At 62.9% G+C, this 12,338-nt stretch carries 10 protein-coding genes and 1 pseudogene; 5 read left to right on the forward strand and 6 right to left on the reverse strand.

All coding sequences use genetic code 11. From position 1 onward, the window contains the following. Positions 1-237 precede the first annotated feature (237 nt). The 4 genes from V1273_RS18220 to V1273_RS18235 all read right to left on the reverse strand — a co-directional run bounded on the left by V1273_RS18220 (position 238) and on the right by V1273_RS18235 (position 5,338). Positions 238-1,128 (reverse strand): CHAD domain-containing protein, encoded by an 891-nt coding sequence (locus tag V1273_RS18220; RefSeq protein WP_334410476.1) that lies wholly within the window; start codon positions 1,126-1,128, stop codon positions 238-240. A gap of 2 nt (positions 1,129-1,130) precedes the next feature. Further along, a complete protein-coding gene (locus V1273_RS18225; protein ID WP_334410477.1) occupies positions 1,131-2,696 on the reverse strand; it encodes a bifunctional aminoglycoside phosphotransferase/ATP-binding protein in 1,566 nt (521 codons plus the stop codon). A 2-nt stretch (positions 2,697-2,698) separates the two neighbouring features. After that, complete coding sequence (locus V1273_RS18230; protein ID WP_334410478.1) at positions 2,699-3,682, reverse strand: zinc-dependent alcohol dehydrogenase family protein; 984 nt, start codon at positions 3,680-3,682, stop codon at positions 2,699-2,701. Positions 3,683-4,075: 393 nt separating this feature from the next. Continuing rightward, positions 4,076-5,338 (reverse strand): aminotransferase class III-fold pyridoxal phosphate-dependent enzyme, encoded by a 1,263-nt coding sequence (locus V1273_RS18235; protein WP_334410479.1) that lies wholly within the window; start codon positions 5,336-5,338, stop codon positions 4,076-4,078. Positions 5,339-5,586: 248 nt separating this feature from the next. On the opposite strand from V1273_RS18235, the gene V1273_RS18240 reads away from it, so the two are divergent. Beyond that, positions 5,587-6,222, forward strand: a complete 636-nt coding sequence (locus V1273_RS18240) for a DsbA family protein (protein ID WP_334362702.1) — start codon at positions 5,587-5,589, stop codon at positions 6,220-6,222. A gap of 85 nt (positions 6,223-6,307) precedes the next feature. Beyond that, positions 6,308-7,276: a Bug family tripartite tricarboxylate transporter substrate binding protein gene (locus V1273_RS18245; RefSeq protein ID WP_334382196.1), complete on the forward strand. Its 969-nt coding sequence runs from the start codon at positions 6,308-6,310 to the stop codon at positions 7,274-7,276. 5 nt (positions 7,277-7,281) lie between these two features. On the opposite strand, the gene V1273_RS18250 is transcribed toward V1273_RS18245, so the two are convergent. Beyond that, positions 7,282-7,572 carry a PilZ domain-containing protein gene (locus tag V1273_RS18250; protein WP_334382195.1) on the reverse strand — a complete coding sequence of 97 codons (291 nt, stop codon included), beginning with the start codon at positions 7,570-7,572 and terminating at the stop codon, positions 7,282-7,284. A 248-nt stretch (positions 7,573-7,820) separates the two neighbouring features. Here V1273_RS18250 and V1273_RS18255 point away from each other — a divergent pair, with 248 nt between their 5' ends. Further along, the gene (locus V1273_RS18255) at positions 7,821-9,017 is read left to right on the forward strand and encodes an acyl-CoA dehydrogenase family protein (protein WP_334410481.1); all 1,197 of its coding nucleotides are present in this window, start codon (positions 7,821-7,823) and stop codon (positions 9,015-9,017) included. 11 nt (positions 9,018-9,028) lie between these two features. Next, entirely contained in the window at positions 9,029-9,430 is a 402-nt protein-coding gene (locus tag V1273_RS18260; RefSeq protein ID WP_334410482.1) for a VOC family protein, read from the forward strand. Between the two features lie 294 nt (positions 9,431-9,724). Here V1273_RS18260 and V1273_RS18265 read toward each other — a convergent pair whose 3' ends face one another. Further along, a complete protein-coding gene (locus V1273_RS18265; RefSeq protein ID WP_334362707.1) occupies positions 9,725-10,492 on the reverse strand; it encodes a Spy/CpxP family protein refolding chaperone in 768 nt (255 codons plus the stop codon). A gap of 457 nt (positions 10,493-10,949) precedes the next feature. Between V1273_RS18265 and V1273_RS18270 the strand changes: the two are divergent. Then, positions 10,950-12,291, forward strand: a pseudogene (locus V1273_RS18270) (ABC transporter substrate-binding protein). Positions 12,292-12,338 lie beyond the last annotated feature (47 nt).

Below are 12,338 nucleotides of genomic sequence, written 5' to 3' on the forward strand. Positions count from 1 at the left end.
GAAACGGTGCTGACCGGATAGCGATACTGACCGGATTCGGATCGAACATTGAGGTCCATCAAACTGGCGTTATTGCGTCCGCAGCACCGCCGCAAGGAGATGAGACAAGGAACTCACGGAGACGAAAGGTCGCATCCCTGCCGCCCAGGGATCAGTACGACATCAGCACCGGCACGGTCATGCAGTCGAACGCACTGCGCGTGACAATGTCCGACGGGAGCGCTGCGAACGATGACGTCAGCAGGCTCGGGCCTGTTTCAGTTCACGATAAGACGCGATGGCGGCGCCGAGCAGCACTTTCCTTCGATGGCGATAGCCCGGCGGCACCTTGCTTCGTTTACCGCTTTCGGCCTGCGGCGATCGGCTGGGAAGGCCGGCGAAACGCCTGAGATCGCGGAGGTCGCCCAATGCGCGTTGCATTCGCTTTGCCGGCCGATGGAGGTGATGCAACTCGCCGCGGCTCTGCAGCGCGACGGTTTCCGTGAGCGCTTCCAGCATGTAGCGGAAGCGTTTGACCCTGATCCGCAGCCGGTGACGGCGCGATTCACCCAGCGCCTTCAGGTGGCGTCCCTTGCGGATCAACCGTTCGTGCCAACGGTTGAGTTCGCGCGCGCAATAGGCTTGCAAAGCCTCCGTCTCATTCCGCTTGCACCGCGCCAGCCACTCTCCCTGTCTGGTCCACTCAGCGATTGCCGAGATCAGGCGGCGCGTCCGAACGGTGCGCAGACAGCGAACCAGGCGGCGGTGATCCCACGTCTGGCACTGATCGGCCTGCTTGATGATGTGCTCTGCCCAACCGCGGTAACGCTTGCGGCGTGCATATTCGACCAGGACGTCGCTGTCGCGTGCGGCGCCGAGCGAACCATTCAGCCAGGCGATTTCTTTTTTTAGACGCAGCCATTCCGCATCGACCACGATCGGCGCGAAGAACGCCACAGCGGCGCGCAACCGTGTAATCGCGACGCGGATCTGATGCACCGCCTCGGCATCGCCGGCGCATGCGCTGCTGTGCTGGGCCTTGATAGAAGCGATGCAGTCGAGCGCAATCGTCTGGAATGCGGTTGCACAGTCGAGACTCACCGCGGAGGTGTTGTGCAGGCCGGATGTACTGGTTGGGCGGCCGCGCATCGTCAAGGCTCGTCCGGCACCAAAGGCAGGACCGCCCGGGCGTTGCGCAGCGACTGTTCCGGCGTCCCAGAGGCATCGATCATATGCCATTGTACCGCGCCGAGCGCGAAAGTCTCCTGCTTCAGGGCGACGCTTCGTGTCGCATCGGACGCATCATCCCTGCGCTGCTCGATCCGCGCCAGCCGCGTCGCGAGATCGGTCGTCAGAAAAAGGCCGACGAACCGCGCATTGTGCGTGGCCGCGAGATTCTCGATTTCCTTCCGTTCCGCCTCCTGCAGATAGGCGGCATCGAGCACCACGGAACAGCCCTGGGCGAGCACGCGCAGCGCAGCGCTCGAAAGCGCTTCATACACTCGCTCCGTCGTTGCGGGTCGATAGGCAGATTCCGGCAGAGCGGTGGTTTCGCTGGTACCGAACAGGCGCTTGCGGACGACATCCGAGCGCACGATGAGCGCGCCGGGTGGCGGCTCGATCAGACCCGCGAGTCCGCGTGCAAGCACCGATTTTCCTGTCCCCGACAACCCGCCGATTGCCACCAGCAACGGCGGCTTGGGCGCAATGAGGCGTCCGGCCAGATCGAAATAGCGCTTGGCCTCCTGCCGCACTGCGTCGCTCTCTCCGGCATTTTCGCTCTTCACGAACAGCACATGCGCGCGGATCGCTGCCCGCATCGACAAGAACAGCGGCAGCAGGCGTAGCCCATCGAAGTCTTCATCCGCGGCTGCGGTAACGTAGCGATTGAACACTGCGTTTGCCGCTGCCCCCTGATTGAAGTGGATCATATCCATCAGCGTAAACGCGAGATCGTAGAGAATGTCCGTCGTGGCAATGACGGGATCGAACTCGATGGCATCGAACAGCAGCGGCCGGCCATCGACCAACGTAATATTCGCAAGATGCAGGTCGCCGTGGCAACGGCGCACGAACCCCTGCTCGGCGCGCTGTCTGAGCAGCGGTTGCAATGTCGTTGCAGAGGCGCGGCTGGCGGCATCGAGTTGACCGATCGCAACGGAATCAAGTCCGTGCACGGTTTCAAACTTTGCGGTATTGCGGTCGATGATGGGTAGAACGGAGGCAAGCCAGCTTTTGCCGTCGTGGCGCGGTGCCCTGTCGTGGGATTGCAGAACCGCATCGGCCAAGGCGGTCGCAAGCGACGGATCGATCGTCTTCGATGCAGCGATACGGTCGAACGACTGCTTCTCGTCGAACCGTGTCATTTCGACCGCCCATTCGACCGCGGTGCCCGAGCCGCCGATTTCGAGAACGCCATCGGAATTGCGCGTGATGGGAACAACACGCCGGTAGAGCTCGGGAGCGTTGCCGGCGTTGACCTTCAGTTCCTCCTCGCAGGCGTTCTTGCGCTTCTCCAATGTCGAATAATCGAGGAATGGTAACCGCACGGCACGCTTGATCTTCAATACCCGATCAGCTCCGAGAAAAACCATGGACGCATGGGTATCGATCCGCTTGCCGCCCCCGGCTGCACCGAAACTGGAGCGATCGAGGAAATCGAGCACGTGTTGCTGATTGTCAGCATCGGCTGCGGCAGCATCTGGGGGTGGTCGCATAGTCATGGCTGCAGCACAGCGGCGCCCGTGATCTGCCCGGCGCGCAGTTTGGAGAGGACTTCATTCGCTTCCTGCAACGGAAACACGCTGGTGTGCGTCTTGATGCCAGCCTGCGCCGCGACCTTGAAGAACTCGATCCCGTCGCCCCGCGTCAGGTTGGCAACCGAAAGCAGCCGCCGCTCCTCCCAGAGCATGCGGTAAGGGAACGAGGGAATGTCCGACATGTGAATGCCGGCGCAGACCACGCGCCCGCCTTTGCGCACTGCTTGCAATGCCAACGGCACCAGGGAGCCGACCGGCGCGTAGATGATAGCTGCGTCGAGCGGCACCGGAGGCTGCTCCTCCGACCGGCCGGCCCAAGCTGCGCCGAGCGATAGTGCAAGGCGCTGCGCCACGACGTCGCCCGCACGAGTGAACGCGTAGACCGAACGCCCCTGCCAGCGGGCCACCTGCGCGATGATGTGGCCGGCTGCACCAAAGCCGAAAATACCGAGATGTTTTCCATCGCCCGCCATCACCAGCGAGCGCCAGCCGATCAGGCCCGCACACAGCAAGGGAGCGACAGCGACATCGTCGTCGGCCTCGCCGAGTGGGAAGCAATAGCGCGCGTCCGCGACGAGATGCGTGGCAAATCCGCCGTCGCGCGTGTAGCCGGTGAAGCGCGGGTGGTCGCAAAGGTTCTCACGGCCGCTCCGGCAATAGGGACAGTCGCCGCAGGTATGACCGAGCCAGGGAACGCCGACCCTTTCGCCGATCCTTAGAGACGTCACAGCGGGACCAAGAGCTTCCACCCGACCGACCACCTCGTGGCCGGGAACGATCGGGTAGGCAATATCAGGCAGTTCTCCATCGACGACATGCAGGTCGGTCCGGCACACGCCGCACGCGCCAACCTTGATACGTACTTCGTCGGCCCCGGGCACCGGGTCCTCGCGCGGCTCAAGCCGCAGTAACGCGCCGGGCGCTTGCAGGACCATGGCGTGCATTTCGTCCGGTATCCTCACGCAAACATGTGCGCTCTATCCGTGACGAGCGGGTCATTCCTGAGTCCGTCAATCGAACCCACCCGAACTTTTCCTAACATGGCTACGTCGGCAGCGCAGCACCAGCCACGGCGTTTTGCCATTTCTTGAGCACATGGAACAGGAGATCGCCACATGCGCGCCCATTTATAGTGTCTCGCTCCGTCACGATCGGACCATATCTGGAATCGCTCGAAGACGCCGACATGACAAGGGCGGGCTGGGTACGCCGGCACCTCCCGCGAAAGCAACGACCTACCCGCGCGCGCTCTCGCCGTTTTCTCCTAAGACTGCCCTGCCATCGCCGGTCGTAAAGGCCGCGTTGCGGGGCATTTTTATTGATGCCCGCCAATCGATCTATCGATTGGATCTCGCCTCCAATTCTCGCACGGCCTTGAAGCCGTGCGAGGCTGCCTGCAGCGCCTCGTCGATATCGGATGCGCGATGCGCCGAGGACAGGAACATGTTGTGCTGGGGATGAAAGAACGCGCCGTGGCGGAGCGCGACTGAACAGAACGTCCTACCCTTGCGTACTTCCGGATCAGCCTCGAACAGCATCAGCGGCATTTGTGGCGGGCCGCTTTGGCGGATCGCGATGCCGTGCTCGTTCGCCAACGATGCCAATCCCTCGCGCAGCCTCATGCCCATCGCACGAATATGCCCGGGCACATCCGTCTCGCGCGCGATCCGCAGCGTCGTTCGCGCTGCCGCCATCGCCACCGTGCCGCACCAGAACGACCCGGTAACGAATACCTTGGTGGCGGCTTCGCGGAAGCGGTCGTTGCCGGTAACGGCGGCCAGCGCGTAGCCGTTGGCGATCGCCTTGCTCCAGGCACACAGGTCCGGACGCACGCCGAACGCTTCCCAGCTCCCCCTGACATCGAGACGCAGGCCGGCCCGCACTTCGTCGATGATCAAAGCGGCGTCGGCCGCGTCGCATGCCGCACGCGCGGCTGCCGCGAATTCCTTCGTCGGCAGTTCGAGATCGCGACCCATGTCGTGGCGGAAAGCCGTCACCAGGACCGCAGCGAGATCCTTGCCCGCTTCTTCGACCGCCGCACGCAGGCTCTGCACGTCGTTGTACTCGAAGTGTACCAGATGCGCGCGATCCTCGGCGGTCACGCCGGCAACGCTCGGCGAGCACCATGGCAGCGCGCCGTGATAGCTGCCACGCGCAACCAGCACCTTGCGGCGTCCGGTGCCGGCACGGGCGATCGTCACGCAGCACGTGGTCGCATCGCCGCCGTTCTTCTGAAACATCGCCCAATCGGCATGCGGCAGCTTGGCGACGAGATCCTCGGCAAGCTCCACCATGACCTCGCCCGGGCCGTTCAAGCAGTCGCCTTTGGCGGCCTGCGCTTCAGCCGCCGCCTGAACTTCGGAATGCCGGTGGCCGAGCAGGATGGGCCCCCAACTGCACATGAAGTCGATATATTCGCGCCCGTCGACGTCGCGCACGCGACAGCCCTCCGCGGACGCGAAGAACTGCGGATAGCCTTCCGGGAGCCGCGCGGCATTCAAGTGGCCCCACATGCCGCCGGGAACGACCCGCTTGGCCCGCGCCCGCAACATGGCGTCCGCTGTGTGCGTTTCGCCCAACAGCGCCGTGTGCTCGGTCATGACGTTCTCTTGTTGTAATTCGCCGAGCAGAATAAGGACCCGGCCGCGTGGCTGGGCGGCGCAGGCGTCACACTTGCATCAAACCATCGGTCAAGACAGGCGACAACATCCCTTTGGCACGGCGCGGTCGCCAATGGCGACGGTTCCCGGTGCGCAATCAATCTGATCGGGTGGCTTTTGGCTCGCTAAGCCAATAAAAGACGCACTCCCGTCGCACGGTCGCTTGCCAAATTCGGTTCGGAGCCACGTTGAACGACTATCGTCCCATCGCCGTCCTCGCGCTCGTTGCATTCGCGTCGCTCGCCTTCGCGGGCTCCGCGACGGCGCAAAGCGCGATTGCCGCCAACGTCGCCAAACCGGGATCCCTCCCCGAAATCGCCATTGGGGCTGCCAAGGCGCCGGTGACCATCACCGAATATTCTTCGATGAGTTGCCCGCATTGCGCGGCGTTCAGCCAAAATGTGCTTCCGATGCTGCGTTCGAAATACATCGACACCGGCAAGGTACGCTTCGTGTTCCGCGAATTTCCACTCGACATCAAAGCTGCCGCAGCCTCGATACTGGCGCGCTGCGCCGGCAAGGGCGATTCCGAAAGATACCTCAGCGCAGTCGAGACCCTGTTCAAGCTGCAGGAACGCCTGATGGCGCAGACCAAGGATACGCTGATCTACGTCGGCAAATTGCATGGAATGAGCGAGCAGGAAGTCGAGACCTGCGAGCAGGATCAGGCGCAATTCGACAAGCTTACCGCCGACCAACAATACGCTTATAGCGAGTTGAAGGTTACCTCGACGCCGACTTTCTTCCTCAACGGCGTGCGGCTGCAGGGCTCGATGTCGTTCGAGGAGCTGGAAGAACGGCTCAAGCCGCTGCTGATGAAGTAACGCTCGCCGGCCGTCGCAATAACCCCTTGTCCGGCGTCGCGGCCTCGCCGATGATGGTCCCAACAAACATATTGGGGAGAGCGCCATGGCCACGGCTTTGCGGGTCTTGTTGGCAACCGCGTGGTTGCTATCCGGTGTCCTGGCGTCGTCGGCGCAAAACTATCCAAGCAAGCCGGTGCGCGTCGTGGTCGGCTTCCCAGCGGGCGGACCGACCGATGCCATCGCCCGTATCGTGGCGCAGAAGCTCACCGACCATCTCGGCCAGCAATTCTTCGTCGAGAACATCGGCGGCGCCGGCGGCAACACGGCAGCCGGCCAGGTCGCGCGCGTGACGCCGGACGGCTACACCATCATGGTGGTCAGCACCGGATTTGTCGTCAATCCCAGCCTCTATGCCAAGGTGCCATACGATCCGGTCAAGGATTTCGCGCCGGTAACGTTGGTCGCGGTTTCGCCGAATGTCGTCGTGGTCAACCCGCAGGTGCCGGCCAAAACGTTGCCGGAACTGGTGCAGCTCGTCAGGGACAAGCCCGGCAAATACAGCTTTGCCGGCCCCGGCGTCGGATCGACGCCGCATCTGGGTGGCGAGCTGTTTCGGTTGGCTTTCAAGCTTGACCTGGTCCACGTCCCGTTCACGGGCGCTGCCCCGGCTATTCAGGCGACCATCGGGGGGCACACGCCGATCGCCTTTACCGCGCTGCCGCCTGCTCTCTCGGCGGTGCAGAGCGGACAATTGCGCGCGCTTGCTGTGGCTTCGACCGAGCGGGCCGCAGGCCTGCCTGACGTACCAACCTTCGCCGAACAGGGCATCAAGGATCAGGAGGCCGACACACTCACCGGGATCGTCGCCCCCGCAGGGACGCCGAAAGAAATCGTCGATTTGCTTCACCGTGAGATTGCCAGGATTGTCGCACAGCCGGACGTGACGCAACGCCTCACGACGCTCGGCTTCAAGGCGATCGCGAATACGCCAGATCAGTTCGGCGCGCGCATCAGGCTGGAGATGGATAAGTGGGGCAAGGTGGTACGCGATGCAAAGCTGCGGATCGAGTAGTGTGCTCAGCGCGTCCCGTTCGACGTCGGCCGATCCGTAACCGCGTCCACCATCCTGATGAAGGTCAAGCCGATACGATTGTTCTGGATCCATGCGACCCGGCACTCGTGCACGATCGACGGATCCTTTGCCATCACCAGGCGAAAGTGCTGCGGGACGAAGGCCGGATTGTCGACATCGATCGCAGCGCCCTCGCGCGAGATGTTCCGCACCACGCAGCGCATCACGGAGCCACCCGACGAAACATAGGCAGGCTCCTCGATCTCCGTGCGCGGAAACTTTCGTCGCTCTTCCATCCCGTCTGTCCCATCCCGGATCGATTCCGGTCAAACTGTTAGGCTAGCGCAAAACCTTAAACAAATCGGACGTGTTCGCCGTACGGACCTCATTGTGCAAAGCGGCACGAAATCCCCATCGCCTACGCGCAGGCGTGCTCCGCGTCGCCATGGACTTGCCGATCGTGGCGATGGCGCGATAGCCTTAATCTACTGATCACTATCTACTGGTCACTGGCACGCGAACGCGACGAACCGGCAGGCTGGCCTTGAATACACCGATCGCAAACTCTGCCGATCTTGCGGGCGACCAGGCAGTGATCGCCCGGGCCGAGGCCATACGTTCTGATGTCGCAGCCGCTTCCGACGACATCGAGGCCGCGCGGCGGCTGCCGCCCACGCTGCTCGACAAGCTGCACGACGCGCAATTATTCCGTCTGTTGCTGCCCCGCTCGACCAACGGGATCGAAACCGATCCGGTGACTTTCTTCCACGTCATCGAAACCATTGCCAAGGCCGATGCTTCCACCGCCTGGTGTCTCAGCCAGGCCGGCGGTTGCGCGATGTCGGCGGCCTATCTCGACCTGCCGGTGGCGCAGGCGATCTTTGGCGATCCGCGCGCCGTACTAGCGTGGGGCCCCGGCCCCAGGGTTCGCGCGGTCGAATGCGACGGCGGCTACCGGGTAACCGGCGTCTGGTCCTTTGCATCCGGCGGCCGGCACGCGACCTGGCTCGGCGCGCATTGCCCGATCTATGCGGCCGACGGTTCGCCCAGATACGACGCCAATGGAGCCCCGCTCGAGCGCACCATGCTGGTACGCGCCGAAGACGTCGAGTGGACCGACATCTGGAACACCGTGGGCCTGCGCGGTACCGCCAGCGACCAGTTCGCGCTCAACGACTTTTTCGTACGCGCCGACCATTCGATTACGCGTGAGTTCGACCGGGAATGCCGCGAGCGCGGCCCGCTCTACCGCATGAGCAACCACACCTGCTATCAGGTCGGCTTTGCCGGTGTCGCCTGCGGCATCGCCCGCACCGCCCTCGACAACTTCGTCGATACGATGCGTAACAAGGTGCCGCGTGGCGCGAGGATCTCGTTGCGGGATAATGCCGTGGTCCAGTGCAACCTCGCCCAGGCGGAAGTTAATCTCCGCGCCGCGCGGGGCTACGTGTTGCAATCGATGGCCGACACCTGGAAGGATCTCACCGCGGGCGCCACCATCACGGTCGCGCAGCGCATGAACATCCGCATGGCCTCGACCCATGCCATCCACAAGGCGCGCGAGGCGGTCGACTTTGCCTACAACGCCGCTGGCGCGACCGCGATCTTCGAAGACCATCCGCTGGAGCGGCGGTTCCGCGACATCCATACTGTGACCCAGCAGTTGCAAGGCCAGCTCAGGCATTTTGAAACCGTCGGCGCCTGGATGATGGGCGTCGATACGGACCTTAGCTTTGTTTAGGGAGAGCGACCATGGGACTTGGCGGATTGCAGCATTACACCATCGAGCCCGCCGATCTTGAGCGCACCAAGGATTTCTATTGCGATGTGCTCGGGCTGGAAAACGGCGATCGCCCGCCGCTCGATTTCCCCGGCTATTGGCTCTATTCCGGCGGCACGGCCACGGTGCATCTGATGGGCACGCGCAAGCCGCGTGAGGGCATCGTCGTCCGTGGTACCGAGAAGAAGTATGAGGATACCGGCCGGCTTGACCATATCGCCTTTGCCGCCACCGACGTTGAGGGCATGCGCAAGCGGCTGCAGTCGAAAGGCGTCAAATTCCACGAGAGCGTCGTGCCGCGCACCGGCGACATCCAGTTCTTTCTCTACGATCCCGATGGCGTCGGCGTGGAGCTGAACTTTCCGAAAACCTAAGGCCTGCGCCCCGCCTGGGTCCGGGCTCGACTGGCTGAGCCGTGCCTGTCAGACGAGCAGGGCACAGCAGCGCCAAGGCCGCACGTGATGTTGGGGTGCAACACTACCGATGAAAGACTGAAGTTCCCGACAACGCCGCAAGTCAGCCACGACTAAGGCGCGAGTTGGTCCGGTTTTCTTCATCATTGCAATGAGATTGGAGGAGCCGCGCCGCTGCGGCAGAATAGCCGGGTGCCGCGCCTTTCAACCTACCCCAGGGCAGGCGTGCCCGGCTATTCGTCCGACCAACCCGCTTTAGTCGAGCCCGCGCTCGTGGCTCAGGTTGACCATTTCCTGAATGAAGACCGCCTTTTGCTTGTCGTCCAGGGTGGCAAATAGCGGCTCGGCGGCATCGGCCACGTTGCGCTGATCGACGGCGCGATCATTGAGAAATTGAGCCTCATTGCGCATCTGCTCGATGATGTCGTCGGGAGGATCGCGTTTGGCGCGCGCGACACGGAGATTGAGCCGGTCGGCACCGTTATGGCCGAGATAGTGCATCGCACTGTTGAACGCGGCCCAATGCTTCTCCTGCTCGGGCGTGAGATTTAGCTCCTTCTTGATCCGCTCGATATTGGCGTCGCTGTTGGCGACGATCTGTTCGGCCGTCAGTTGCGGCGCGCCGGTCTGGGTGAGGACGGCCGGCTGCTGCGGTTGTTGCTGCTTTGCGGTCTTCGTCGCTTTGGACCCCTTCGAAGGCTTCGCGGTATCGCCCTGCTTGGAAGCCTCGCCTTGTTTGGAATCCTTCGCCGCCGGTGCCTGTCCGCCCTTGTTGTTATTGTTGCCTCCGGTCAGGACACCGGTGACACCGGTGACCACGCCGACGACGCCGCCGATCGCGCCGCCCAGCACGCCGCCGACTGGGCCGGCAGCCTTGTTGCCTTCGCGCGCCCCTTGTTGCACGCCCTGCACCAGCCCTTGCGCGTTCGCGGTCGCACATGTGCCAAGAGCCAGCACGGCTATGGCGCCAAGTACAAAACACCAACGCGACGGCGTCGGCGCAAGCTGCTGAGGACGTGTCATTGTCGGGTCTCCATGGTCCGATCGAGAAATTTTCCACGCGCAATCGCCAAGGCGCGCGAGAATCCCTCTTTGCCTAAACTATCGTTTCCGCCCCAAACTCGTCCACCGCTGCGCCGGACGGTTCCCGGCAGGAAACAGCTTCCGGGCAAAGGCGTTAGACGCGCGTTCGATCGACTGCAGCGCATTTGCGCACCTGCTCGAGCACAAAGTGTGCGGCGCAATATTGCCGCGTCGATTATTGACGATGCCGATGCCACGACATCGTCGCTCCCGCGGCCCGGAATTTCCACGCAACGTTAGTTCAATGACGGCGGCCGCTGTGTTTTCTCGACAGATGCAAACAATTCTGGTCTGATCCGATTACAAAATCTCCGCTGGCGGCCGCCTCGATGCAGCTCCCCTCCGGACGGAGAAGAATAATAAGAAGCAAAATCTGGCTCAGCAAAGAGGAAACGCTATGTCACGCAGGAAGCTTTCTCGCCGACAATTCGTTGCTGCGACAGCGCTATCATCCGCAGCGCTCATCACCGCGCCCTATGTGCGCGGCGCCCACGCCGCCGGTAAGCTCTCGATCGGTTTCTGGGACCACTGGGTTCCCGGCGCCAACAAGGCCTCGACAGATATCGTCAATGCCTGGAAGGAGAAGGAGAAGGTCGAGGTTCAGATCGACTACATCCCGAGCCAGGGAAACAAGAACCTGCTCACCATCGCAGCCGAAGCACAGGCGAAATCCGGCCACGATATTCTCGCCATGCCAACCTGGTGGCCGCATGCGCAGGCCGAGCTGCTGGAACCCATGAACGACGTCATGGAAGGCCTCATCAAGCAGAACGGCGAACCCAACGGTACCGTGAAATATCTCGGCCAGTCCAAAGGCAAATGGCTCGCCGTGCCCGCGAGCGTCGGCAGCCAGATCAAGGGGCCCTGTTCCCGCATCGATCTGATGAAGCAGCATGCCGGCATCGACGTGCAAGCACTGTATCCTGCCGGTGCCCCGCCGAAGGCCGATAGCTGGACCCTGGACACCTTCCTCAAGGCCGCGGAGGCTTGCCAGAAAGGCGGCGTTCCGTTCGGCATCGGACTTGGCGAGACCAGCGACAACGTCGATACAGCGGGCGCAATCTTCCAGTCGTTCGGTGCAGCCCTCGTCGATGAGAAGGGTAACGTCACCGTCAAGACCGATGCGGTACGCCAGGCACTGGAATTCTACAAGAAGCTGATCTCCTTCCTGCCGCCGGAGCGCCGGCGCCTGGGATGACTCCTCCAACAACAAATGGCTGGTCTCCGGCAGGGGCGCCATGGTCATGAACCCGCCGAGCGCCTGGGCGGTCGCCAAGCGCGACGCACCGCAGGTGGCCGAGCAGTGCTGGACTCATGGCTTCCCGGCCGGACCGAAGGGCCGCTACGCGCCGTACCTCTCCTACTTCTGGGGCACCTGGTCGTTCTCCAAGAACAAGGAAGCGGCCAAGAGCGTGCTCAGGGCGCTTTCGCAACCGGATGCGATCGAGAAGATGTGCGTGGCGAGCGGAGGCTACGATCTGCCCTGCTACGAAAAACTAACCACGCTGAAGGTCTGGCAGGAGGAAGGGCCGCCAAAGGGCACGCTCTACCACTATCCGAACCCGCACAACCATCAGACCCTTTCGATCGCCGCGGCACCGGCCCCACCGAAGATCGCACAGCAGATCTACACGCAGGCGACCCTGACCAAGATGTGCCTGCGCTATCATCAGGGTGAAGCGATGGAAAAGGTGCTCGCCTGGGCCGAAGGTGAGTGCGAAGGCTTCATGCGGAGCTGACGGACGGGGATACCCTGGCGGCCTGCCTGATCGCAGGCCGCCATTTC

The sequence above is a fragment of the Bradyrhizobium sp. AZCC 1721 genome, assembly GCF_036924715.1.
In the GTDB taxonomy this organism is placed as follows: Bacteria; Pseudomonadota; Alphaproteobacteria; order Rhizobiales; family Xanthobacteraceae; genus Bradyrhizobium.